We start from the raw sequence: 24,349 nt of genomic DNA, 5'->3' as shown, positions 1-24,349 counted from the left end.
ATCGAGGTGTAGTAACCCCTGAAAAGTCGCTATTCAATTTCGGAATGTTTGCCCCAGGAGAATCGTCTGCCAATAATGCCTTTGATAATCAGGTGATCTGTCGCGGAGGTCGCTCCGAGGCCGACTCCGAAGTTGATCTCCCATTGCGGCGAGACGTTTAGATCGCTTACGACGAAAACCTGTTGCTGCTGATTGTGCAGAACGTCAAAGCTACCTAGCCTTCCGTAGTCAGCGTAATATTCAACGCCGCCGCTGATGACGCGGGTGAAGTCATACCCCACCTTAACACCAGGGGCAAAGCCAAGCCCTTGATTCACATCCGGACCATGCCAAGTGCGCTCCAACGCAGGGTTCACAGAGAAATACCACCGTCCAATGGACTTATCGATGATCGGCCTTATCTCCCAGGTCCAGGTATCGGGGGAGTACATCGCTCGCTGATATCCCACCTCGGTAGAGATGCTTACCCCCACGGGCCAATGCCAGCTATCGGGAACGCGCACGCGCGGCCGAATATGGTCCCCAACCCATTGCAGGCCGTGGCCGTTCTGTTCACTGGTGAAAATATAGAAGCCCACCTCAGACCAGTTATTGATACCCTGCGTGATCTCAATCGTCTCGTGTTGCTGATGGTAGGTAGGGTAGACACCGTCGACGAGATACCGCTGCCCCTTGGCGGTGAAATTCGAATGGAGTTCCACCATTGTTGTTTTCGGTGGAACCGTATCCGATCCGTAGACCTGGATCTCATAGTTCCCTTGGCCATACGCCTTGAGGGAAAAAACACAGAACAACGCAGCGGCCAAGCGCAAGGCGAGACGCAGATCACGCATAACGGAACACCATCATGAAACCGAGATCCATATGATTCTGCTGATGGCAATGCAGCAGCGTCTGTCCAGGATTGTTTGCGACGAACTCGACTGACACCTCACTGCGTGACGGCACCAGCACCGTATCTTTCATAATGCCCTGTGTCGCACCCTTTCCAGGCAGGCTGCGAAGTTCAAAGACATGGCGATGCAGATGAATGGGATGATCATCGAGACTGGGGTTTTTTAAAAGAAGACGATATCGTCGCCCGGCGTGTAATACGGGAGAGTCGGTATATGGGTACGACTTGCCGTTGATGCACCAGGCCTCCATCGCTCCGTGACCTTTAAACTTCGAGGTAAAAACAAGAGGGATCTCCTCCACGTGCTCCTTCTGCTGCTGCTCAATTCCACCGAAGATCGCGTAATCCCACTGCAACGTCTGCGGCTGATGCCATTTTCGGGATCCGGATGAGCCGGCATACTCCACGACAACGCCCATACCTGCTGCCTGAACATGCTTGCGGACTTCGCCCAGAATCCACACGCCCGGATTGTTCATTGTCACCAATGCGGTGACTCGTTCCGCGGGTGCAAGGCGCACCATGGATACGGCGCGCGATTGTGGCACCGGGTTCCCGTCCAGTGCCACCACCTCGAAGGTATGTCCCGGCAGCGCAAGCCAATGTGTCTCCGTTGGACTGGAGTTCAGAAGGTGAAGCTTGATGCGTTGGTTTTGTCGCACACGCAGGGGAGGCCCGAAACCCAACATTTGGCCATTGATGGTGGATATATCGTAAGAGGGATTCATGGAACCATCGTCGCTGCCCATCATCTGCCCACGCCAATCGTGCAGGGTAAGAAAGAACTCTGCATCGAACGCCCCTTGCTCGTTCGCTGGTTCCACGTAGAGCAGGCCATGCTGGCCGGTGTACTGGCCCTTGTTAAGGTCATTCCCGGCAAACGTGTGCGTGTGAAACCAGCGAAAACCAGCCGGACTCGGAGAGAACTCGTAGACTAGAGAATCTCCAGGGGAGATCATCGGCGATCCCTCTTCCATGGCGCCATCCATTTCCGATGGTAGAAACAGACCGTGCCAGTGCACAATTTCAGGGTTGGGGCTGCGGTTTGTAACCTTGATGCGGACCGGCTTGCCTTCGCGAAGGCGTAACAACGGCCCTGGAACCCGACCGTTATAGGTAGTCGTCCGGATGGAATGTTTGGGAGAGAACTCAACCTTCGTGGTGGCAATTTCCAGGTTGTAGTCCGCGGGTAGCTCAGCCCCACGCAACGCCGTAGCTCCGGCCAGCAGGCCCACTTGCTGCACAAACATTCTTCGCGAGATCGTTCCCATTCTTATTCCCACACCATCTAATTCTGTCCGATAAGAATGGCGCAAAGCTCATCGTTCAACGGCTCATTCGCGTTGTAAAGCGGCAGACTCCCTGCCCGCCCTGCCACTGACATGAGCTCCTATGGCATCATGAGGCGGTGATATATCAATAGTGACGGAATGACCTTAAGTCCAGCTTAAAAGCACGTAGAGCAGTTCTTCTAAAGATATATAGAACGGAGTATCGGGGTCCCTGGCGAACGAGTTCGCTGGGGTGAAGAATCGGGGTCCTCAGCGAACGAGTTCAGGGTGAAGTTTTGGCCGGGAGAAACCGAAACCGTTCTCACGGCAAAAAAGCGGCCTCCGATCCTGAGGCCACTTCTGCAAAACTTCTTCGAAGCTGTTTTCTTCATCCGCTTCAATGCCTTATAGGCCTCAATGCTTTCGACCAAAGAGCAGCTCAACGCCTCCAATGATCGTGCGGCCGGGCATACGTACATTTAAGACTTCCGCATATCCCGTATTCGCCAGGTTGCTCATCTGTAAAAACGGTCTGACAACGCCGGCCTCTCGAGCGACCGAAGCATCCCACACGGCATAGGGATCCTTTCCATAGCGCTGAAGAACTCCAAGCCGCGAATGCACCAAGATGGAGCGAGGCGCGTTCCACGTCCATTGCAACCGTCCATTGTTTACCGGGTAGTTGAATACATATCGGGACTCCAACCCGCCAAGGCTATTCTGCTCACCCTTCAGAAGCGACCAACTGAGACCAATCTGAGTGCGCGAAAGGGGTCTCCAATCAGCGCTAGCTTCTACTCCTGCAAAGTGCAATCCCGACAGGTTGGTTGCCCGCCATTGTCCTGCCCCTGATGTGCGGATGTAATCAATGGTGTCCTTCTGTCGAGAATAAAAACCCGTAATGATTGTCGTTAAGCGCTGCGACGGGAACCAACTCAAACCGCCCTCGAAGTTCCATGCCTTTTCGGGTTTTAGATTGGGGTCTCCAATTGTGCTTGGGTCCTTGTAGTAGAGATCCAGGTACGTAGGAATTCGGAAACCGTAGCTTACTGAGGATTGCAGTTTGATACGTTTAGGAAGCCAGAGTGAACCTGCCGCCATCGGGCTCGACACCCACCTGCCACCACTAAACAACTCTTCCCGAATACCCAGGGAAACGGATCCTCTGGCCGGAACTCTCCAATTCACCTGGCCATAACCTGCTCCGCGATTCCTCCCGTGATTTCCCAAATTTGTGCTTTGAATTTGCTCCGTCAACTCCTCAATGCCGCTGAGTAGAACGACATTAGAACGCAGATTGGACCGCCGGCGAAGGGAGCCCTGGAAGCCACTATCCACATGCTGATTTTTATAGCCAAGCGGCTGATTCCTTTCGAGAAGGAAAATATCGGAGTGCCGTCGGTATCCGGCATCAAGCTCGGTCTTGGAATCAAATTGATGATTCATACCAGCAAACCATCCTTTGGTTCGCTCCCAGGAATCATAGTTCCCGAAGAATTGATCAGCGCCGAAAGCGCGATCGTCCCCTGCGGCTAGAATCTCTGTATCGCCAGCACGCGAGTGGAAACGGCTATCAGAGCTGACATTCTCTGTCCGGTAGTCGCGGCCGCGGATAAATCCGGTCGAAAACTCGCGATCCCCTGAAAGTACTTCACTCCACCGGCTTTCAACAAGAGAACCACTCACGGCCTCTCGATTCGTTCCAAAGCTGCCGCCCGCAAGCTGTACCCTGGCGCCACTAAGCTCGGGATGCCATGTCATAAAGTTGACAATCCCACCGATAGCGTCCGATCCGTAAAGCGTCGAGCCTGCGCCATGCAGAATATTGGCGCTCCCAAGACCAATCGACGGAACAGGAATATCCAGATTGAAGTGAGAAGTCTCCGCACTATCCATTCTCAGCCCATTGAGAAGAACCAACGTCTGCTCGAAGGATGCACCGCGGACCAGGATATCCGACATGATTCCCGCCCCTGCACGCTGTTGAATGTCAACGCTGGAATCCATCCGCAGATAATCCTCGACAGAGGGATACGCGAGCCGATGTTGGTCTATATCGATATAGACGACCGGTCGTGACGCCTCGCTCACGCTGATCGGTTCTACATTTCCCAGAACAATCACATTCGTTTCTACTGTCGGAATTTGCTGGCAAGCATTCTGTGCCGGTAGCGCGGTAATCGACACGCCAAAGAGGAAAGTCAACAATCGGAGTTTGGGTTTCATGCCTGCAGCTCTACAGCTCCTATACCTCCCGATTCTGCAAGCAAGGTGTATTCAAAACAATCTCGATTTGATCTGATACTAAATAGTTTAGTTGCTATACTATTGAACGTGCGAATCAATGCATTTCTGGCCGAAAGCCCGATGTTCGCCATCAACCGTGCGTCTCGTACGTTCGACTCGTTTGCGAAACGTACACTTCTTGATAACGAACTGAGCTTCATCGAGGGCCTCATTCTAGCGGCGATCTTCTTCGAATCGCCAGATCCGATCACCCCATCGCAGTTGGCAAAGACCTTCGAAATGACCAGAGGGAACATTAGTCATTGCATTTCATCGTTGGAAGCGAAGGATCTTCTGCAACGCCGGGTCTCTCCGCACGATGCTCGAGCATTTCTGCTAACGCTAAAGCCCGCTGGAAAGCGCACAGCCGTCCGTGTCATCGGTGCATTTGATCGCCTGCAGCAGAGCTTTGAACGTGAGGTCGGAAAGAGAGCCTTAGAAGATGCTCTCCGCGTTGTCCGTCAGATCGAACGGGTTATGAGCTAGGATTCAGACAGAACTCTCCCCGGCCAGGCACCCATACCATCTCGGGTCCATCTTCAAAGCAAAACTGCCCTCTATCACTGCGCATCAATCCGAGGCGCGCGGTATGGCGACCTAATTGCATTCATGAACTGGCAGCAGATGCGGAGAGGATGTTTACCCGTCATTTGCAGGAAAGTTAAACCGCCTGACGGGAAAAAATTACCTGCCCACATTGAGCTCGCATGGCGGAGAGTACGAAAGGAAAGAGATGAAAGCGAATTGGTTCCTTGGTGCAGCACTTGCTGTGTCGGCTTTATCGGCACCCGCATTCGGACAGGTCTCAATTGGAGTCATGATCGGAACGCCGCCCCCGCCGGTGCGGTATGAGGCGCCACCACCTCCTCCAGAGGAGGGCTATGTGTGGGTGCAGGGTTACTGGGTTCCGGACGGACCGCGGTATGCCTGGTATCCGGGACGCTGGATGCGTCCGCCTTACTACGGCGCTGCCTGGCATCCGGCCTATTGGGAACACGACGATGACGGCTACCGTTACCACAGGGGATATTGGGACCACCATGATCGTGGGCGCCATCTCGGATGGTACAAAGACGATCAAGGTGAGAAGCATGGTCACGGGCATGGTCATGGCCACGGCCATGACGACTAGAGCATTTTCCCTGTAGGTGTAGAGGGGGCTCCGAATCTATGGGCATTTTCCAGTGAAAAGGCCGCTGCACACCAATTCCGGAATACCCAGCAACAGGGAAAATGCTCTAAGCTCTGAAATCTGTGAACCCGCCTGTGACGCGATGATGTCGCGTCACGGGCGGCAAGGATCACGAAGAATAGAATTCTCCCTGTATACCCGAAGACTCCCTTATAGATTGACGGCCCTCCATTGGCCGACCAGGTCCTCTGCGGCCTGAGGCCACGTTGGATATTCGAATTGAAAGCCGGCGTCGAGCAGACGACCGGGAACGACCTGGCGGCTCTTGAGGACTAGTTCGGATTCAGTACGCAGCAGGAAGGTACCCAGCTCCAGCATCCACCTTGTCGTCGGCAGACCAAAGCGCGCACTCCATGCTTTTCGAAGAATGCTAAGAAACTCGCGATTCGGTAATGGGTGGGGAGCAGCCAGGTTTACGGCTCCAGTGAGCTCTGTCCTGTTGATAATGAACTCGACTGAGCGAATGAAGTCGACCTCATGAATCCACGAGACGAACTGAGTGCCGGGCAGCGTCGTCCCGCCGAGACCATGGCGAACAAGATTCAAAAATACATCGAAGACTCCGCCTCGATCAGCGCTGAAGGTCATGGCGCTCCGGAGGGTGACCTTTCTGGTTCCAGGAGTCGGGGTGGAGAAGAAACTCTCTTCCCAGGCCTTCGCAACCTGAATTGAAAAGTTCCAGGTGTCGGGAGCTCCTGCCTCGTTGCCGCCAAACTCGCCCGTCGCTTCATCCATTGGCCGGTCAAGTGCGTGGCGGTAAATGGTCGCTGTACTCGCGTTGAGCCAAACTGGAGGCGGATGTTTGATTTCAGCAATCGCTTGATGCAGGACCCGCGTCGACAGCACACGCGAGTCAAGGATCGACCGGCGATTCTTCCGGGTATAGCGGCAATTTACGCTTCTACCGGCGAGGTTGATCAAAACATCGCTGCAATCGAGTTCGTCGAGCCACGGCCCCAAGGCGAGGCCATTCCAATGAACCACGCGCCACGGCGACTTTTGCAACCTACGGCTCAGAACAACCACACTATGCCCATTCCGGTGAAAGTGCCGCGCGAGGATCGTTCCAACCTGCCCGCTCCCTCCAGCGATCATGATCTTCATAGCGCAGTGTCCTTGCTCCACTGGGGAGTGCCAGGCAGGTACAGTTCCCACGCTGAAGACTCCGCAACGCGCTTAATGACAGCATTGCGCTCGCGCACCAGAGCCAGCATGTAGCGCCGCAGGAAAAGAGTCTCGGCAATCGGACCGAACAGCGGAACAGGAGCGGCAATTGAGAAAATGTTTTTCATCTCAGTTCTGCCGGATTCCAGGCTCGCGAACAGGTGATCCGCCTGCATAAGACGGAAAATTCCGCGAACCATTGTGACCTGGAAGTAGCGGGGCGATTCCAGCGCAGTGATCTCGTTGGTGAGGTTGTGCCAGAGCCCAAAGTGCTTGGCACGCCACGTGACCTCTTCCGACAGGCCAACAAGGCCAGAGGTAACGCCTCCGACCGCCAATGCTTGCTCTCCAGAATGAATGTTCGAGAGCAAATGTACTTCGACGCTACGAGATAGATCGAAACAACGTTCGATCGGCGCTTCAATGATGGTGGTCTCTTCGAGTCGAATCATAGGTTGCTTTCACTCCCCGGCAGAAGGTCTACCTGTCGCAAAAGCAGAAGAAGCTTGGTTCTGATTGGCTTCAAAACTGTGCAAGTCCCGATAACGCCTTGTTGATGGCCGAATCATTTTGACCATGTCCAAATAGTGCGCACAATGCAGTACTCGCGTCAAGATATTTTCGAACATGTTCAAAATTTTCGGCCTCTTTTCCGCTCCGAGATCCCCAAGCGGCGAAGCTAATGAGTCATGTATCGGCAGCAAGCTGGAACGGCGAGAACTATCATGTCGGAGTGCGACTTCATCTGGCCAGCCTCGTTGAGGAATTTCGCCAGCACGCTGCGGACACCGCAGTGGTGGCTTATCGAGGCAATCGGCGCTATGCGACAACGTATGGTGAGCTCGCGGAGCTCGCCGGCCGGTCTGCTGCCGAACTCCAGCGCCGCGGAATAGCCCCGGGGGAACGGGTTGTGCTCTGGGGTGAGAACTCAGCGGAATGGATTGGCGTCTTCTTCGGCTGTCTGCTGCGGGGAGTGATCGCGGTTCCATTAGACGCGGCAGGTTCGGCCGAGTTCGCCAATCGCATCGTGAAAGATGTTTCGCCGAAGCTTATCGTGGGTGATCGCGGCCTGTTGGCTTCTGTAGACAGCGATGTTCCGCGGTTATTGTTCTCAGAAGTGAACACGCAGCTGCCAGCCGCGCCGATGTTGTCGGTGAGCGATGCCGTCAGCGGTGAGACACCGTTTCAGATCGTCTTTACATCGGGCACAACCGCGGAGCCGAAGGGAATCGTTCTTACGCATCGCAATGTTCTTGCGAGCCTGCAGCCTATTGAGGCCGAGATTGCCAAATACCTGCAGTACGAGCGGTGGGTGCATCCATTGCGTTTTCTACATACCCTGCCGCTGAGCCATGTTTTCGGCCAATTCATGGGCATGTGGACGCCTTCCCTGCTGGCAGCCGAGGTCCACTTTGGTGAACAGCTTGAGCCGTCGCGGATGATGGAGCTGATACATCGCGAACGCATCTCAGTCCTGGTCACCGTGCCGCGTGTGTTGCATCTGCTTCGGATGCATCTGCTGTCGCACTATGATTCGCTCGCACACGACCTGGAATCCGCAAACGATCTCCCGGTCTGGAAGCGATGGTGGCGCTTCCGGCAGGTGCATCGCGCTTTCGGGTGGAAGTTCTGGGCGGCTATCTCCGGGGGAGCGACGTTAGCTGCCGATCTTGAAGATTTCTGGAACAAACTTGGCTTCGCGCTGATTCAGGGATATGGCACGACAGAGACAACCGCCCTTGTGACGCTCAATCATCCATTTCGCATCGGACGCGGAACAATCGGCAAAGCCCTGCCAGGTCGCGAGGTTCGCATCAGCGACAACGGCGAGATTCTTGTTCGCGGAGACATGGTGGCAACCGCGACGTGGCAGGGGGGCTCATTGCGTCCGCGCCAGGCAGAGTGGCTGGCAACCGGTGACCTGGCGACGAAGGATACGTCCGGCGAGCTGCGGTTCCTTGGCAGAAAGGGAGACGTGATCGTCACCGGTGCAGGGATGAACGTGTACCCCTCAGATCTCGAAGAGGCGATGGCCAAACTACCCGGAGTACGCGGATGCGTCGTGGTCCCGTATGAGACAATCCAGGGCCCGGAGCCGGTTGCGGTGGTGCTCCTTTCAGGAGGCGATTCCGATCTTAACGTACTTGTCGGTCAGGCAAACCGTGGGCTGGCAGAGTATCAGCACATTCGACGAGCATTGCGGTGGCCTGATCCGCAGTTCTCATACACCTCGACGGGGAAGCTCTTGCGCAGGGAGGTGGCAGAGTGGGTTCGCGCGACGCTCTTCAGGCAGGACGGAACTGCGGAGGTCGCCGCGGAAGCCGATGCCCTACTCAATCTGATTGCGGAGATCACCGGCGAATCGATCACGGGCGGCGGCGACAGTCTAAGGCTGTCAGAGGATCTCCATCTGGACAGTCTGGGGCGTGTACAGTTGCAATCGGCGCTCGAGCACCGGTGGGCCTTCGAGCTTGAGGACGATGCCATTGCCGGAGTGGAGACGCTGGGCGATTTGCGGGCATTGCTGGAGCAGAAGGAAGGAACATTCCCAGCGGTAAAGGCAGCTCGTATCGCGGGTGAGGTCGGCCCTGCTTCGGTGAGCCCTGGTGAAGTGGCGACTGCGATGTCCCTGCCTCAAACAGCGCTCCCGAAAGAGCGGTATGTATCTCAGCTTTCGCTTTGGCGATGGCCGTGGAGTTGGCCGATTCATGCGGTCCGCGTTGCTTTTATCGAACTCACGATGCGTCCCCTGACATGGTTGCTCGCGGCACCACACGTAGCGCGAGAGAAGGCTGAGCTACCGCCAGGGCCACTGCTGATCATTGCGAATCATGTGACAGCCTACGATGGCGCACTGATCTTATATTCACTCCCGGCAAAACTGCGGCAACGGGTTGCAATTGCAATGTCTGCTGAGGTTCTTCTGGATCTTCGGAGGGGGCGAAACCAGCAGAGCACGCTTCGTAATCTGCTCGCACCTACGGGGTATTGGCTGGTGACGGCGTTGTTCAATGTATTTCCTCTGCCGCGGCTGCGTGGATTCCGGAAAAGTTTTGCCCATGCAGGCAAGGCAATGGATCGAGGCTACTCCGTACTGATTTTTCCAGAGGGGGCCCGTAGCCCCGACGGGAAGCTACAACCGTTCAGGCCCGGAATCGGCCTGCTGGCGCAGCAGTCGCGCGTACCTGTTGTGCCGGTAGCGTTGATCGGGCTGGGCGAGATGCGCACAGGCAAGACTCGATGGTTCCGGTCAGGACAACTGGAGGTGCATGTAGGCGAGCCTGTAGCCGTCGAGGAAGGTGCAGAGCCCGCGCAACTAACCGCAAAGCTCGAGGAGAGCGTACGGCAGCTTTTATCCAAAGATTAGATCCGTACGGATGTTTGGGATTCGTCCATACCGCATCTCATAGAGCAGGAGGCTGGCAGTGAGCATCCTACTTTGGGCGGTAACTGTGCCTTTGGCCATATTGCTGATTGGGGCACTCTTTCAAGCGATAGGTTCAGCGATTGATCGCCGCCGCTATCCTGCACCCGGCAGCCTTGTTCCGATACAGAATAGCCGCCTCCACGCCTATGCGGAAGGTCAAGGCGAGCCGACGATCATCCTGGAATCAGGAATCGCAGCGTCTTCGCTGAACTGGAGAACGGTGCAATCAGAGTTAGCGCAGTTCGCGCGTGTGATCAGTTATGACCGTGCAGGTTTCGGGTGGAGCGAGGCGGCCCATACCCCGCGTACGATCGACAATTTAGCCTCCGAATTAGAGAAGATGCTTGACGGGCTTGGCATCTGTGGACCTCTTATTCTGGTCGCACATTCGTTCGGTAGTTTGATTGCTCGTGACTACTGTTACCGCAATCCCAATCGTGTGGTTGGCCTTCTGCTACTGGATCCAATCGATTGTGAGCATTGGCGCACGCTGCTTCCCGAAGGCCGGGAAGGATTGGCACTCGGCGCCAGGCTGGCAAGACGCGGCGCCTGGCTAGCGCGGGTAGGTGTGGTTCGTTTTTCCCTGCTATTGCTGTCGGCAGGAGCAAAAACGCTACCGAAGTGGATCGCACGCATGGCAAGTGGCACCGGCGGCGAGGGTGTTCTCGCGCGCGTCACGGGCGAGGTCAGCAAGATGCCACGCGAACTGTTGCCTGCGGTACGCGCACACTGGTCGCGCCCGCAGAGTTTTGAGACCCTGGCCCAGTATTTGTCTCAACTCACGCGGTGCGTGAGTGAAATTGCTTACACATCGCTAGGTCATCTTTCGTTAACTGTGATTTCGGCCGAAAGTGCAACTGAGTCAGAAGTAAGGGAGCATCACAAGCTAGCTTCCCTCTCCAGCAAAGGCGAGCACATCATTGCTGAAAGGAGCGGCCACTGGATACAGTTGGACCGGCCCGATCTGATCGTTAGCTCGTTACAACGCTTCTATGGCGTGTCTCGGAATCCCGTTGTTCCTTTCCTTTAGAGGCAAAGCCGAATCTCCGAATGGTTTGTGCTCAACCGCTACTTCCCTCTTCGTAAGAGCGATTGGCGACCCGAGACGACGAAAGAGAAGATGTCAGATATCCAGCTCGATCTCGTGACACGATTCGGAGCCTGCCCCCTTGATTTGCTCCGCAAGTTCTCGCTGCAGACGCACCTGAACAGTCTTGCGGAGCGGAATCATGGATAATCCGGAAACTAATAGGCGCGTGGGATATCCACCATCCGTAATACCTCAGTCTAGTTTCTGGGGATTTCCGTTAGAGCAGATCTCCTGAAGGTATAGAGCGGAGTTTCGCAGATTTATCCAGAGCTGCGGTGTTAGGAGAATTGCTCTAGAGTACCCGCCTTAGCGCTGTACCTTCGGCGCCTTAATCTTTGGTAATCCTCTTTAAGCAATTTGAGGCCAGCGTGCATCTTAGTCCATGTGAGGTGAGGTTATGCCACTCGGCTCGCCGGCCCCCTGTAAGGTTGTCATTCTTACGTTCCTTCTGTTCTCACCCCCGCTAATCGGCCAGTCCGTCGAATTGGCCGCTGCTAAAGGCAATGACCTTGCCATTGGGATCTCGCCCCCTCCGCGACCTCCAGCCAAGGCTTATCGAGCTCCGGGCAGTGAAGTTTCCGTCACTCTGATGATTCCAGACGGCGATTATCAGCTATTCAGCGCGACGACACGATGCTACGCATGGACGGTGGGAGTTGAATACGAGCGTCCTATGATGCACATGTTCAGAATGCGTGTAGACTATGCCGTCGAGGCGATTCCGGTCTTTCTTCTAAGCCAGCCAGCAAGGTCGGATTTTTGGGGAAATGGTATAAGCCACAATCAGAAGCCAGTCCCTGGCATTTCCATCCTGCCAATCGGGTTTCGGTTCCTGTTGTTCGAGAAAAGCAGAATCAGGCCTTTCGCCGTTGGAAAACTAGGAGCAGCTATTTTCAATCAAAAAGCGTTCTCACCCGCCGCGAGCAAATACAACTTCAATATCCAGGCCGCAGCCGGCCTCTTATTCAGGATGAAAGGGAGATATGACCTGCGCGTGGAACCCTTCGAATTTTTCCATATCTCTAATGGTTATATGGCTGCAAGTAACCCCGGCATGGACCAGATCGCAGTCCGGGTAGGAATTACGTATCACCTTTCATCAACAGCACAGAATTAATATGCATCCGTGCGAATGGCGGTATATGTTCGCATTTCCTACAGATTGTCAATAGAAGTGGGGCCAGGGCCTCGACGGAGAATTCAGAGCAAATCTTCCACCCCGGAAACGAGCAATACCTTTTGTAGACTCAATCATCTACCATAACGACTCCTGACGTTCGAGTGTTCCACGAGTGCTTTCTGTGATTCAACGCCTCTTCTTGCCTTGTCCGTCATCATCAATTGGTGCACAGTCGAGTTACTCGGTGAAAGCAATGAAGCCGCTCCGAGCAGACTTAGGTACAGATATAACTCTTAGTATGACGACACCAGCTAACCTATAGGTTTTCCATTCATGGATTCAAGAATCGTTCCCGCGACGGAGTAGGCGCCACTGAATTAACGGAGTTTCATGCAGAATTCTTTATCCACTCTATCTAACGGGCATGCAGACGCCGGCTTGCGTCGTGTGGTACGGATCGTCGCTCTGGCCAATCTGACATATTTCTTTGTTGAGTTTGCGGTCGCAAAGCGGATTGGATCCGTATCCCTGTTTGCCGACAGTATCGATTTCCTGGAAGATGCCGCTATCAATCTGCTTATCGTCATCGCCCTTGGCTGGTCTCTCAAGAGACGTGCCCGAGTCGGAATGTTGCTTGCAGGTATCATCCTTATTCCAACAGCAGCTCTCCTCTGGACTGCATGGCAAAAATTAATTGCGCCAAGGCCCCCGGAACCGCGGCTGCTGTCTGGCACAGGGCTCGGGGCCCTTGTTGTGAACTTCGGTTGCGCTCTCTTGCTAGCCAGGTTTCGCCATCACAGTGGGAGTTTGACGAGAGCTGCTTTCCTGTCAGCCCGCAATGACACGCTGGCCAATATTGCCATCATCATGGCAGGACTCATCACGCTTGGGTGGCGCACTGGCTGGCCTGACCTGATTGTAGGTTTTGGCATTGCCATCATGAACGCGGATGCTGCGAAGACCGTCTGGAAGGCAGCCAGCAAAGAACGCATGTCCGCTGAAGACCATGGCTGATAATCATAAGATTGGATGCTCGCAAAACGAGGTCCACCGGTTTTGGATCGGCTCTGGGGGACCTGGCTTCACTTGACTCACCTGGACGATCCTGCGTATTTCTTTAGAGCCAACCTCGGGATTGAGTCCGGGTTCCAAAACCAAGGCATGGATGAATACCAGAGTTTGATTGGGGACAAGTTCGCGATGATGGAATTTCATATTTCGAGAGGCGCGCGAGAGCGTTACCAGTTCGCGGGAAACCTCTTTTCGTTTACGGGCAACGTAGTCTTCGCGAATGTGTCGGCTAGCCGTGAGTTTGCGCACCGGATGAATCAGGTCCGTGACGTGCAGAAGCATCCGGAGCGTGCGATGCATGCGGGAGCGCTTTACGCCATGGGGTTGATTGACGAGGCCAGCCATGTACTCCTGGAGCGCTATCGGCAAGAGCTTGATCCCGCCGCAATGACAGATGCCCTCACCTGGTTCTCCGGACACGTCGGATCGCGTGAATTGGACCGGATGCTGCTGAGCTTTGTGGAGCAATTTCCCGGCAGCAGCGTCTATCGCGGGCTGCAAACCCCGAAGGAATGGCTCGCAGGATCGACCGATGGTACACCGCACCGGGCGGTCGCGCTGGAAGAGATGATGCTGCTTTGGCTGGCAAACCGCAATGAGGCCTTCCGGCCATTCGAAGAGTTGTTCGAGGACAGGAGCCTGGCGGAGCAAACCGCCTATCGGAGCGTCGTGGAGAAGCTGCCGGCTTATTTTGCGACCCGCCCCCTTGTGCCGATGGAGGACTCCGAGCCGCAAAGCCTGTTTGACGTATTGCGAGCGCCCGCGGTGGCCGCTCCAGCCTCGCTGAGGGAACAACTTGATCTAATCCGGATAAAGTGGAGACGGCTGATCGGGGGTAGTCTCGATCGCTTATTGTCGATCGCAGGCGAGATCCTGCAGGAAGAAGACCTGGCTATCTGGCTGCAATTCAATCCACCGAACGCTGCGAGCGAAGCGGCTGCCAGGGCCGCTGTGGAGGCCGCAGCAGCAGCGGCAGCGCAACGACGCAGGGAGAGCGGAAAACAGCAATGGCCTTCGAGCGTGAGCCATTCGGAAGTGCCGCAGTTTGGCGAAGCCGTCCATGAAACTGAAAAGTTCAGCCCGGACGTGGCCTGGATGCCCGGCGCCGTGTTGATCGCCAAGAGCACTTACGTCTGGCTCGCGCAGCTCAGTAAGCGATACCAGAGGCCGATTCATCGGCTGGATCAGATCCCGGATGAGGAATTGGACACTCTGGCACGTCGCGGGATGAACTCGCTGTGGCTGATCGGGATCTGGGAACGCAGCCGGGCGTCGCAAACAATTAAGCAGCTCTGCGGAAATCCAGATGCGGTGGCTTCAGCTTACTCGCTCTTCGATTACACCATCGCCGAGGATCTGGGCGGGGAACCCGCGTACGTGAACCTGCGGAATCGCGCCTATGCGCGGGGCATCCGGCTGGCCAGCGACATGGTGCCAAACCATATGGGTATCGATTCGCCATGGGTCGTAGAGCATCCGGACTGGTTCATCTCGCGGCAGGATAGTCCTTATCCTGCTTACAACTTTGATGGCCCTGACCTGTCGCAGGACCCGCGTGTAGAGATCAAGATCGAACGCCACTATTACGAGCAGACGGACGCAGCGGTCGTGTTTCGGCGGCGTGACCGTGCGTCAGGGGAGACAAGGTACATCTATCACGGAAATGATGGCACGAGCTTCCCGTGGAACGATACCGCCCAACTGGACTATCTGAATCCCGCTGTACGGGAACAGGTCATCCAGACCATTCTGCATGTGGCACGCCTGTTCCCGGTCATCCGCTTCGACGCTGCTATGACCCTCGCAAAACGCCACTTTCACCGGCTCTGGTTTCCGGGCCCCGGCAGCAGCGGAGCGATTCCCTCCCGCGCCGAATACGGGATGTCGAATGACGAGTTCAATGCGCATATGCCGCATGAGTTCTGGCGGGAGGTCGTCGACAGAGTAGCTGCCGAGGTTCCGGGAACGCTCCTGCTGGCCGAGGCCTTCTGGCTGATGGAGGGTTACTTCGTCCGAACGCTCGGAATGCATCGTGTCTATAACAGCGCCTTCATGAACATGATGCGTGACGAGGAGAACGCAAAATATCGTTCTGTGCTCAAGAACACGCTGGAGTTCGACCCGGACATTATGAAGCGTTACGTAAACTTCATGAGCAATCCTGATGAGCGGACGACCATTGATCAGTTTGGCGACGGCGACAAGTGCTTCGGAGTTACGGCGATGATGGCGACCTTGCCGGGGTTGCCGATGTTCGGTCACGGTCAGATAGACGGGTTCACCGAGAAGTACGGCATGGAGTATCGGAGGCCGCGGTATGACGAGACTCCGAACCACTGGCTGGTGGAACGACATGAGCGCGAAATAGCTCCCTTGCTGCACCAACGGGCACTCTTTGCCGAGAGCAGCAACTTCCTGCTCTATGATTTCTTTAACGACAACGGCACGGTCGACGAAAACGTCTTCGCTTACTCGAACCGGCGCGGTGACCAACGCGGACTCGTTCTCTACAACAACCGTTACTCCACGACAAAAGGGACCGTCGACTGGTCGGCGGCCTACGCCGACAAGCATTCGGGACAACTGCGCCAGCAACGATTAAAGGATGGTCTGGGTCTAAGCGGCGATCCCGCGATCATACTCAGGTATCGCGATTCCCTGACCGGGCTGGAGTATCTCCGGCGCGCTCAGAATACGGCAGAGCAGGGACTGAGCATCGAACTGCACGCCTACCAATGCCACGTTTTTCTGGATTGGCGTGAGATGCGTTCGACCGCAGACAAACCATGGGACCGCTTGTGCGACGAGCTAAACGGGCGCGGCGTTACCAATCTGGAAGATGAGCTGATCAACCTGGCATTGCGGCCAGGACACGACGCGCTCCGCAGACTGCTGGATCCCGCGCTGGTGCGAATATTCGCCGAGCTGTCCGAACATCCGCATACGGCCAAAGGCTCGGAGAAACAAAGGAATATCGAGCTGCAGAAAGAGGAGTTCCTTCAGAACGCATGGACACGAAGCCAGGATTTCCTGCGTGAGTCGCAGCTTGCGTATGGCGCTCGCAAAGAGGCATCTCTCGCAGTCAGACCGACGGATCCAGCCGTGCTCGCAGAGAAGTTCCGCGAGCGTGTACGTGCCGCGATGAATATCCCAGCGCTCGAAAACCTGTTCCCTACGCCTTGGAAGGTCGGGGCTCGCCGATTACTGCCCAGCCTGAGCCCCGAATTGATCGCCACCGCCATTTGGGGTCCAGTGCTCAGCTGGTGTGTTTTGGAACTGCTCGCAGAATCGATCGATCCGCAGAAACCGGAGCGCGCGGCACTCGATCTGTTTGATCGGCTACGCCTGCGGGAACCTTTGGCACACGCCTTCTCTGCATTGGGATTCGAAGGGGAAGAAAGCTGGCGTGCGGCGGCTCGAATCAAGGTTGCCCTGCTGGTTGAGGCCGAAGTAACCAGGCCCAAAGCCGTCAGCACAATGGCTCAACCTGATAAGCCGGAAACAATGCCAGTTAAAGGCGTAGCTGCATCTGCAATTGCTACGAAAACTGCTCCGGTCAAAGCGCCAGAGGAGCAGGAGCAGAAGCAGGCTGCCGCGGCTCTCTCACCTATCCTGTGGCACGACCCGGATGTGCGCTGGCTAACCGGCGTACACGAGGCGCAGGGGCATACCTATTTCGTCAAAGAATCCTACGAGGCGTTGATTTGGTGGCTCCAGTTGCCAGCTCTGCGTAAGGTAGCTGGCAAAGAAGTGCCAGACCAAAGCGCAATCGCGGAGTTAAGTAAGGCGATCAAGCAGGCCCTGGAGGCAGCTGCGTCCGCGGGCTACAGGCTCGATGTGCTCCTTGGGAGCGGCACCCCTGAAGTGAAGGCATGCTGATCTATCCAGGATTGCCCCGGCTTCCTGGACTTACCGGCGATGCGGAAGTTTCGAACTCAATTGACGATTTCTCTCAAAATCACTCATTGAGACGCCGATTTATGTCCTGAAGCGTTCCAAGTCAGGCACGTTGAGCGCATAGGTCCGAACCTCCCCTTGCGTACCAAGGGGAAACCATGAGATTCTCCCCTTGCAATCAAAGGGGAGCACGTGGACACCAAACTCGAGTTTCTTCGCGGCACACTCGATGTTCTTATCCTCAAGGCATTGGTCTGGGGACCTCTCCATGGCTACGCCATCACCAGCCTTATTCGGGGACACAGTGATAATGCCCTGCTGCTGGAAGAGGGCACGCTCTATCCCGCTCTCTGGCGGTTACAAAGCAAAGGGCTCCTTGCGGCCGAATGGGGACTATCCGAGAACAATCGCAAGGCAAAGTTCTATCGGCTCACATCTGAGGGACGTCGCCAGCTATATCAGGAGATCAAAATCTGGGAAGCGTATGCGACCGCTGTTGCCAAGGTCCTTAGCGCGAAGGAGCCTTCTCTGTCGGAGGTAGCGAAATGATACCCACTCCCATGTGGCGCCGCTACGCACGTTTTTTCGGCGCAGACCCTGCAGCTGACGTCGAAGATGAATTGCGATTTCATCTCGAAACCAAAACGGAAGAGCTGATCGCGCAAGGCTGGCAGCCGGATGAGGCGCGTAAAGAGGCAGAGCGGCAGTTCGGAGATCTTAGCACTATACGGAAGGTTGGCAGGGCCTTCGGACAAAAAGACGAGAAGCGCAAACATTCCAGGGACTATTGGAGCGATGCTCGCCAGGACCTTCGATATACCTTTCGCATTCTTCTTCGTGATCGTGGATTCGCCGTAATCTCGGTCTTTATTCTGGCCCTGGCGATCGGCGCCAACATTGCTGTTTTCAGCGTAGTGAATTCACTGCTTTTACGGCCGCTTCCGTTTCCTGAGTCGGATCGACTGGTATGGATTGCTCCGCCGCCGAGTGAATGCGGCCTTTCCTGCGCTACTTACTCTGCCGACGCATACGACGAATTCCGTGCCGGAAACCGTACGTTTCAGGACGTCACAGGCTACTTTGCCTTTTCGACGGCGGACAATCTGCGCCTGAGAGGTCATGGAGACCCAATCCCAGTGACCGGTCTCGATGTCATCGGCAATTTCTTTCAGGTGCTGGGAGTTCAGCCGGCGATGGGACGTCTCTTCACGGCTGACGAAGGACGTAATGGCGGGCGGCCTGTAGTGTTATTGAGCAATGCCTTCTGGCGACGGCAATTCGCCGCAGATTCAAACATCGTCGGCAAGGCGATCAGCCTGAGCGGACAGGCAGGCGAGTTGGTTACGGTTGTCGGTGTGTTGCCGGCAAGCTTCGACTTCGGCGCTGTGTTTGCCCCGGGTACCAAGGTCGATGTCTTCACCCCCTTGTATCTCGATCAGGCTCGCAATTGGGGCAATATTGTAACTCTTGTTGGCCGCCTCAAGCCGCACGTCACGATCGCGCAAGCACTCGACGATGCCAATCGTATTGCTCCAGATATTTATTTCAACGTGAAATACCCTGAGACAAAGGGCCGCTACAAAGGCAATCTCATTCCCGTGGCGCTCAAGGACCATGTTACGGGCGCGCTACGTCGTTCCCTGATTATCTTATGGTCCGCGGTAGGCCTGATTCTTCTTATTGCTGGAGTGAATCTGTCCAACCTCATGCTTGCCCGCTCGGCCGCCCGCGCCAAGGAGTTCGCTATCCGTGGCGCACTCGGCGCAAGCCGCAGCCGGGTTGTGCGTCAATTGCTGATAGAAAGCCTCGTGCTCTCATCTGCGGGCGCGGTTCTCGGTGTTGCCCTGGCTGCGACTCTGCTCAAATGGCTTTCACATCAGGGTTCGCTGGCGCTGCCACTCCTCAGCACCTTACAGATTGACAGCCACGCGGCAGGCTGGACGGTTCTCATCGTCACCTTCACTGCCCTTCTCTTCGGATTTCTTCCAGGATTAAGGATGTCCAGGATCAATCATCAGGAGGTACTTAAGGATTCAGGGCAAGGAGCGGGTCTTGGTCGCACCCATGACCGTCTACGGTCAATTCTTGTTGTCTCTGAGATCGCCCTTGCATGTGTTCTTCTGATCACTGCCGGATTACTGTTGCGCAGTTTCCTAAAAGTGCTAGATGTTGACCTTGGGTTTCGGCCAGACAGTGCTGCCTCGATCAAACTTGATTATGAAGACAGCGCTCCCACCTCCGAGGCAGCTGCGGCCAAACGCGGCGCGATCTTTCAGCAGGTCATCGCGCAGATCAGCGCGCTACCAGGGGTTGAAGCTGCCGGTATAGCAGACTATCTTCCGCTTGGCCCAAATCGTCAATGGGATGAACCGGCTCCACAGGGAAAGACCTTCGCACCCGGCACGCTTCCCGCTCCTCTTGTGTATGTTGTTTCGCCGGGCTTCTTCCGTGCGATGGGCATTCAGCTCCAAGGCCGAGATTTCACCTGGGCCGACAATCTGCAGAGTCAACGGGTTGTTCTCATCAATCAGTCTGCTGCACGAGTCTACTGGCCAGGCGAAAGCGCCGTGGGAAAGATCCTTATGCGCGGCAACGAGGCAGACCATGTGATTGGAGTCGTGGATGATGTTCGTGAAGAGAACGTTGAGTCAGCGACCGGATCGCAGATCTATTATCCGGCGACACAGCAAAATCCTGCTGGAGCCCAGCTTGTCATCCGCACGAGTCTTCCGCCGGCTTCGCTTGCCACGAGCGTTCTTCATATTCTGCGTGCATTGAATCCCAGACAACCTGCCGCTGAGTTCCGCCCTCTTCGCACAATCGTCGATCGTGCCGTCTCTCCGCGTCGCTTCTTCATGATGCTTGTGGGGGCCTTCGCGTCTCTCGGCATCCTGCTTGCGGCCTTGGGCATTTATGGAGTTATCTCCTACTCGGTCACACAAAAGACGCAAGAGATCGGGGTTCGCATGGCGCTCGGGGCAAGCTCGGGCCGCGTCCAGCGTGATGTCATTCTTAACACATTACGCCTCGCGGCCATTGGAATTCTGGTGGGGACAAGCGTCTCGATCGCATCGTCTCATCTCATCGCATCCCTGCTTTTCGGTACTTCACCTTGGGATATGGCTACCTATACTGCCATGATGTCAGCGATCATTGCGGTGGCCCTGATGTCCGGATATTTACCAGCGCGGAGGGCTTCTCGTGTAGATCCGCTTGCTGCTCTCCGTGTTCAGTAATAACAAAAGCCAACCCATGGCTGTGGCAAAGGCTCTCGCTCCCGCCCTGCAGACGGATCAGAGTCTGGGCGAGTAGATCGGTCATGGGACTTTTTACAATTGCGAGACATCACCAGCGACTCACAGCGGACATACTGACGATCGTAGCGTCTAATTTTTCCAATTGAATCGGAGGTCTGTATCTGAGAGGAGAGATTTCAATCCTCTAGAAGGAGCTGACCGGTGACTGCAAAGACGAGACTAGAGCATTTTCCCTGTTGCTGGGTAGCCCGAAAGAGGAGTAGAGCGGCGTTTTCATTGCGGAAAACGCCCATAGATGCAGAAGCCCTACTCTACACCTACAGGGAAAATGCTCTATCGCTGCATAAATAATTGCAGGACGAGTGATCGCGACAGTGTCCCGTACATCCGAGATGATCGCTTCAGCGTGATATGACCTATCCACCTCGGTTTGGCATTTGCCTCCGGTCCGTAATTTACCCAATTGACCGCCATTGGAAAGGGCGGTATAAATCCTCTATCTGGTGTTCGGGAAGGCGGTGCGAGTCCGCCACTACCCCGTAACTGTAAGCGTTGAGGACGGGCACTTTAGGGTCACTCGGGCGAAAGCCCGGGGAAGGCCGCCTTAGTCCAGCGAAGCGCAAGTCAGGAGACCGGCCAGATACGATCGGGCTGATTCAACTTCGCTGGGAGAGTTGAAGAGCTTATCCACGTGCGATCTGACCGCCCGTGGCAGCTGCCTATTACCAATCCCGCTCGGCGTCCTTGCAGACTCTCTTTGCAAGCGCCAGGAGCGATGTATGCAGAACCCTGAAGCTGCTTCCGTGACTCTCGTGCTCGGCGGTGTGCGCAGTGGAAAGAGTCGCTACGCTCAACAGCTCGCGGAACGCTGGGAGCGTGTAGCGTTTATTGCCACAGCCGAACGCCGCAACGACCCGGAGATGACAGCCAAGATTGAGCGCCACCGCGCCGATCGGCCCACACATTGGACGACGGTTGAAGAGCCCCTTCGGATTGGCGAGACGATTCAGCAATCAGCTAAAGATCACGAGATCATCATCGTCGACTGCCTGACTCTTTTCGCTTCAAACCTCTTGGAATCTTGTGGCGCAGACCGGTCAAAGCAGGAGTTTCAGATCGATCAGCTTTGCGCGACGCTGCGTAACACTGCCTGCTCCGTCGTCCTAGTGTCAAACGAAGTGGGCAGCGGAGTCGTGCCTGCTTACGAACTGGGCCGCCAATTTCGTGACCTTGTTGGCGAAATCAATCAACGTGTGGCATCGGTGGCAGACACAGTGCTGTTCATGGTCGCCGGCCTTCCGCTCGCACTCAAAGGCAGCATTCCACGCGAGGCTGGCGCATGAAAGGCTTTTTGATCGCCGGCACAGCCAGCAGCGTAGGCAAAACTACGGTCACCCTCGCACTCATTGCGATGATGATGCGACGACAGATTACCGTTCAGCCATTCAAGGCGGGACCCGATTTTTTGGATACCGGTCACCACACGCGTATTGCCGGACGAACCGCTAGAAATATCGATACCTGGATGCTCTCGATCGATGCCAACCGTGACGTTCTTCGTCAGGCGTCAACCGGCGCTGAGGTCATTGTGGTTGAGGGCATGATGGGGCTGTTTGACGGCAAAGACGGCATAACCCAAAGCGGCAGCACCGCCGAGATCGCAAAGCTGTTCGAGCTTCCTATCGTTCTTGTGCTCGATGCAGCCAAGACGTCGCAAAGCATCGCCGCCACCGTACTCGGTTTCGAGTTATTCGATCCAGACCTTCGCCTTGCTGGTGTGATTCTCAATCGTGTCGCCAATCAACGCCACTTCGAGATGTTGAGGTCGTCCATCACTTCGTCCTGCCGGACGCCGGTGTTGGGATGGCTACCGCAAGAGCCCGCGATTGCCATTGCTGAGAGACATCTCGGCCTTAGGACGTCTGAGGAACATTACGGGGACGACTCTGCCGGCCTGCAACTTGAGCGATTCGCTTCCGTTGCCGAAGACCACGTCAACCTGGAAGCATTGCTCTCGCTTGAGTGCGGCGTCTACTTTGAACAAGACCTTTCCCTCACCCCAACTTCAGCGGAAACCCGGGTTCGTATCGGAGTTGCGAGAGACAAAGCGTTCAGCTTCTACTACGAAGACAATCTCGATCTATTGCGCGCCGCCGGCGCCGAGATTGTTTCGTTCAGTCCCATGCAGGATGCTGCGGTTCCGGAAGATCTCGACGCCCTCTACCTTGGTGGAGGCTATCCGGAACTCTATGCAGAGGAATTGAGTTCCAATCAAGGGATGCTCCAGTCGATTCGCGATTTCGTATCCTCCGGTAAGCCGGTCTACGCCGAATGTGGGGGCATGATCTACCTGTCCCGCTCCATCGCGAGGACGGACGGAGCGTCCTCTCAGTTCGCTGGTGTGCTTCCCTTCACGTTCGAGATGACAGACAAGCTAGTGCAGTTTGGTTACGTCACCGTGCGGCCTACACGCGACTGTCTTCTTGGGAAAACCGGTACATCCCTGCGAGGCCACAGTTTTCACTATTCACGGATATTGGGAACCCCGACCAGTGACACCTGTTACCACGTTCAATATTCGTTATCCAAACGAGAAGAAGACGAAGGCTACCTCGTCGGAAATATTTTCGCCAGCTACATTCATCTCCACTTCCGCACTTCACCGCATGTAGCGAAGTACTTCGTTGAGGCTGCTTCCACCGCTAGAAATCATGAAGAGGCCGCCCCATGAAAAAAACTTTTGCTATCCTCACTCTGCTTATCGCGACTCTCCCCTGCACCGCAGCTCGTACTGTTACGGATGAGACGGGTCGTGTGGTGACAGTGCCCGACCATCCGCAACGCATCATCTGTCTCGTTCCAAGCATCACGGACACGGTTTTTGCCATTGGCGCAGGCAATGAAGTTGTGGCAATCAGCGACTACGTGAAATATCCCGAGGAGGCCACGAAAAGGCCGAGCGTCGGATCCATCAGCAACCCTTCGGTGGAGGCTATCCTCTCTTTCCATCCTGATCTTGTCCTTGGCATGCCTCATCAAAATCAGCCTGCGATCCTTGATCAACTGCAACGGTTCGGAGTACCTCTCTACATCGTCGATCCGCATGGTATGCAGGGAATTCTTCGCTCCGTCGAGAGCCTGGGACAGGCAACTGCACATGAAGCTCAGGCCACAGCGGTATCGCGGCAGCTAAAACAGCGCATCGATGCCGTCCGCACGAGGGTGAAGGGACTTCCCGTCATCGACGTCTACATGCCCGTTTCATATGACCCTGTCGTCACCATCGGCAAGGGATCGTTTATTTCGGAGATCATCGACGCCGCAGGCGGTCACTCCATCACCTCCGACATCAATCAGGAATGGCCACATATCAGCCTGGAGGCTGTGATTGCCCGCGCTCCAGCGGCGCTTCTCATGATGCGCGGCGGCACCATCACTCTCGACTCGCTCCAGAACCGTCCCGGCTGGAACATCCTTCCTGCCGTCAAAAATCGCCGGGTCTACTACGTGGATAAGAGAGTGAGCTTTCCCAGCCCTGTCGCCGTCGATGCCCTGGAGGATCTGGCGAAACAACTTCATCCCTAGGTGAGCATCTATCGCCGCCTGAACGATACGTGTGTGAGACAACCGAAAAGACGGCCGCTGGAGACGTTCTCCCTGGAAGGTTGAAAGGTACGAT

Annotated in this window: 17 protein-coding genes and 1 riboswitch; of the genes, 12 read left to right on the top strand and 5 right to left on the bottom strand. The window is 55.6% G+C overall.

The genetic code is table 11. The annotated features are described in order from the left end of the window. Nucleotides 1-29: 29 nt before the first annotated feature. The 3 genes from OHL21_RS15550 to OHL21_RS15540 all read right to left on the bottom strand — a co-directional run bounded on the left by OHL21_RS15550 (nt 30) and on the right by OHL21_RS15540 (nt 4,392). A complete protein-coding gene (locus tag OHL21_RS15550) occupies nt 30-833 on the bottom strand; it encodes a hypothetical protein (RefSeq protein WP_263418198.1) in 804 nt (267 codons plus the stop codon). Further along, nucleotides 826-2,145 (bottom strand): multicopper oxidase family protein, encoded by a 1,320-nt coding sequence (locus OHL21_RS15545; protein WP_263418197.1) that lies wholly within the window; start codon nt 2,143-2,145, stop codon nt 826-828. Before OHL21_RS15545 ends, OHL21_RS15550 begins: the two co-directional genes overlap by 8 nt. A gap of 435 nt (nt 2,146-2,580) precedes the next feature. Then, nucleotides 2,581-4,392 (bottom strand): TonB-dependent receptor plug domain-containing protein, encoded by a 1,812-nt coding sequence (locus tag OHL21_RS15540; protein ID WP_263418196.1) that lies wholly within the window; start codon nt 4,390-4,392, stop codon nt 2,581-2,583. Between the two features lie 45 nt (nt 4,393-4,437). Here OHL21_RS15540 and OHL21_RS15535 point away from each other — a divergent pair, with 45 nt between their 5' ends. Both OHL21_RS15535 and OHL21_RS15530 read left to right on the top strand, forming a co-directional pair. Beyond that, the gene (locus OHL21_RS15535) at nt 4,438-4,938 is read left to right on the top strand and encodes a MarR family winged helix-turn-helix transcriptional regulator (RefSeq protein WP_263418195.1); all 501 of its coding nucleotides are present in this window, start codon (nt 4,438-4,440) and stop codon (nt 4,936-4,938) included. Nucleotides 4,939-5,185: 247 nt separating this feature from the next. Then, nucleotides 5,186-5,584, top strand: coding sequence for a hypothetical protein (locus OHL21_RS15530; protein ID WP_263418194.1), 399 nt, complete (start codon nt 5,186-5,188; stop codon nt 5,582-5,584). A gap of 210 nt (nt 5,585-5,794) precedes the next feature. On the opposite strand, the gene OHL21_RS15525 is transcribed toward OHL21_RS15530, so the two are convergent. Both OHL21_RS15525 and OHL21_RS15520 read right to left on the bottom strand, forming a co-directional pair. Further along, nucleotides 5,795-6,748, bottom strand: coding sequence for a TIGR01777 family oxidoreductase (locus tag OHL21_RS15525; protein WP_263418193.1), 954 nt, complete (start codon nt 6,746-6,748; stop codon nt 5,795-5,797). Next, a complete protein-coding gene (locus tag OHL21_RS15520) occupies nt 6,745-7,260 on the bottom strand; it encodes an SRPBCC family protein (RefSeq protein ID WP_263418192.1) in 516 nt (171 codons plus the stop codon). The genes OHL21_RS15525 and OHL21_RS15520 overlap by 4 nt, the downstream gene beginning before the upstream one ends. A gap of 230 nt (nt 7,261-7,490) precedes the next feature. Between OHL21_RS15520 and OHL21_RS15515 the strand changes: the two genes are divergently transcribed. The 10 genes from OHL21_RS15515 to OHL21_RS15470 all read left to right on the top strand — a co-directional run bounded on the left by OHL21_RS15515 (nt 7,491) and on the right by OHL21_RS15470 (nt 24,255). Further along, complete coding sequence (locus OHL21_RS15515; RefSeq protein ID WP_263418191.1) at nt 7,491-10,175, top strand: AMP-binding protein; 2,685 nt, start codon at nt 7,491-7,493, stop codon at nt 10,173-10,175. Nucleotides 10,176-10,233: 58 nt separating this feature from the next. Next, on the top strand, nt 10,234-11,265 hold the full coding sequence (locus OHL21_RS15510; protein ID WP_263418190.1) for an alpha/beta fold hydrolase: 1,032 nt from the start codon (nt 10,234-10,236) through the stop codon (nt 11,263-11,265). 457 nt (nt 11,266-11,722) lie between these two features. Beyond that, nucleotides 11,723-12,442: an acyloxyacyl hydrolase gene (locus OHL21_RS15505; RefSeq protein ID WP_263418189.1), complete on the top strand. Its 720-nt coding sequence runs from the start codon at nt 11,723-11,725 to the stop codon at nt 12,440-12,442. Nucleotides 12,443-12,835: 393 nt separating this feature from the next. Then, entirely contained in the window at nt 12,836-13,459 is a 624-nt protein-coding gene (locus OHL21_RS15500) for a cation transporter (RefSeq protein WP_263418188.1), read from the top strand. Between the two features lie 189 nt (nt 13,460-13,648). After that, on the top strand, nt 13,649-17,395 hold the full coding sequence (locus tag OHL21_RS15495) for an alpha-amylase family glycosyl hydrolase (protein ID WP_449649507.1): 3,747 nt from the start codon (nt 13,649-13,651) through the stop codon (nt 17,393-17,395). Between the two features lie 210 nt (nt 17,396-17,605). Further along, entirely contained in the window at nt 17,606-17,962 is a 357-nt protein-coding gene (locus OHL21_RS15490) for a PadR family transcriptional regulator (protein WP_263418186.1), read from the top strand. Then, the gene (locus tag OHL21_RS15485) at nt 17,959-20,649 is read left to right on the top strand and encodes an ABC transporter permease (RefSeq protein WP_263418185.1); all 2,691 of its coding nucleotides are present in this window, start codon (nt 17,959-17,961) and stop codon (nt 20,647-20,649) included. Before OHL21_RS15490 ends, OHL21_RS15485 begins: the two co-directional genes overlap by 4 nt. A 505-nt stretch (nt 20,650-21,154) precedes the next feature. Continuing rightward, a riboswitch (cobalamin riboswitch) is annotated at nt 21,155-21,325 on the top strand. A 124-nt stretch (nt 21,326-21,449) separates the two neighbouring features. After that, the gene (cobU, locus tag OHL21_RS15480; RefSeq protein WP_263418184.1) at nt 21,450-22,013 is read left to right on the top strand and encodes a bifunctional adenosylcobinamide kinase/adenosylcobinamide-phosphate guanylyltransferase; all 564 of its coding nucleotides are present in this window, start codon (nt 21,450-21,452) and stop codon (nt 22,011-22,013) included. Then, entirely contained in the window at nt 22,010-23,401 is a 1,392-nt protein-coding gene (locus OHL21_RS15475; protein WP_263418183.1) for a cobyrinate a,c-diamide synthase, read from the top strand. The genes cobU and OHL21_RS15475 overlap by 4 nt, the downstream gene beginning before the upstream one ends. Continuing rightward, nucleotides 23,398-24,255 carry an ABC transporter substrate-binding protein gene (locus tag OHL21_RS15470; RefSeq protein WP_263418182.1) on the top strand — a complete coding sequence of 286 codons (858 nt, stop codon included), beginning with the start codon at nt 23,398-23,400 and terminating at the stop codon, nt 24,253-24,255. The genes OHL21_RS15475 and OHL21_RS15470 overlap by 4 nt, the downstream gene beginning before the upstream one ends. Nucleotides 24,256-24,349: the final 94 nt, after the last annotated feature.

The organism is Terriglobus albidus (assembly GCF_025685425.1).
Taxonomy (GTDB): domain Bacteria; phylum Acidobacteriota; class Terriglobia; order Terriglobales; family Acidobacteriaceae; genus Terriglobus; species Terriglobus albidus.
Note: the sequence above shows the minus strand (reverse complement) of the source record. Positions and strands in the feature narration are given on the sequence as shown.

What these genes read in the sequence shown, in the direction of transcription:
- OHL21_RS15550 (WP_263418198.1), bottom strand. Translation starts at nt 833, where the DNA reads ATGCGTGATCTGCGTCTCGCCTTGCGCTTGGCCGCTGCGTTGTTCTGT.
- OHL21_RS15545 (WP_263418197.1), bottom strand. Translation starts at nt 2,145, where the DNA reads ATGTTTGTGCAGCAAGTGGGCCTGCTGGCCGGAGCTACGGCGTTGCGT.
- OHL21_RS15540 (WP_263418196.1), bottom strand. Translation starts at nt 4,392, where the DNA reads ATGAAACCCAAACTCCGATTGTTGACTTTCCTCTTTGGCGTGTCGATT.
- OHL21_RS15530 (WP_263418194.1), top strand. Translation starts at nt 5,186, where the DNA reads ATGAAAGCGAATTGGTTCCTTGGTGCAGCACTTGCTGTGTCGGCTTTA.
- OHL21_RS15525 (WP_263418193.1), bottom strand. Translation starts at nt 6,748, where the DNA reads ATGAAGATCATGATCGCTGGAGGGAGCGGGCAGGTTGGAACGATCCTC.
- OHL21_RS15520 (WP_263418192.1), bottom strand. Translation starts at nt 7,260, where the DNA reads ATGATTCGACTCGAAGAGACCACCATCATTGAAGCGCCGATCGAACGT.
- OHL21_RS15515 (WP_263418191.1), top strand. Translation starts at nt 7,491, where the DNA reads ATGAGTCATGTATCGGCAGCAAGCTGGAACGGCGAGAACTATCATGTC.
- OHL21_RS15505 (WP_263418189.1), top strand. Translation starts at nt 11,723, where the DNA reads ATGCCACTCGGCTCGCCGGCCCCCTGTAAGGTTGTCATTCTTACGTTC.
- OHL21_RS15500 (WP_263418188.1), top strand. Translation starts at nt 12,836, where the DNA reads ATGCAGAATTCTTTATCCACTCTATCTAACGGGCATGCAGACGCCGGC.
- OHL21_RS15495 (WP_449649507.1), top strand. Translation starts at nt 13,649, where the DNA reads ATGGAATTTCATATTTCGAGAGGCGCGCGAGAGCGTTACCAGTTCGCG.
- OHL21_RS15485 (WP_263418185.1), top strand. Translation starts at nt 17,959, where the DNA reads ATGATACCCACTCCCATGTGGCGCCGCTACGCACGTTTTTTCGGCGCA.
- cobU (WP_263418184.1), top strand. Translation starts at nt 21,450, where the DNA reads ATGCAGAACCCTGAAGCTGCTTCCGTGACTCTCGTGCTCGGCGGTGTG.
- OHL21_RS15475 (WP_263418183.1), top strand. Translation starts at nt 22,010, where the DNA reads ATGAAAGGCTTTTTGATCGCCGGCACAGCCAGCAGCGTAGGCAAAACT.
- OHL21_RS15470 (WP_263418182.1), top strand. Translation starts at nt 23,398, where the DNA reads ATGAAAAAAACTTTTGCTATCCTCACTCTGCTTATCGCGACTCTCCCC.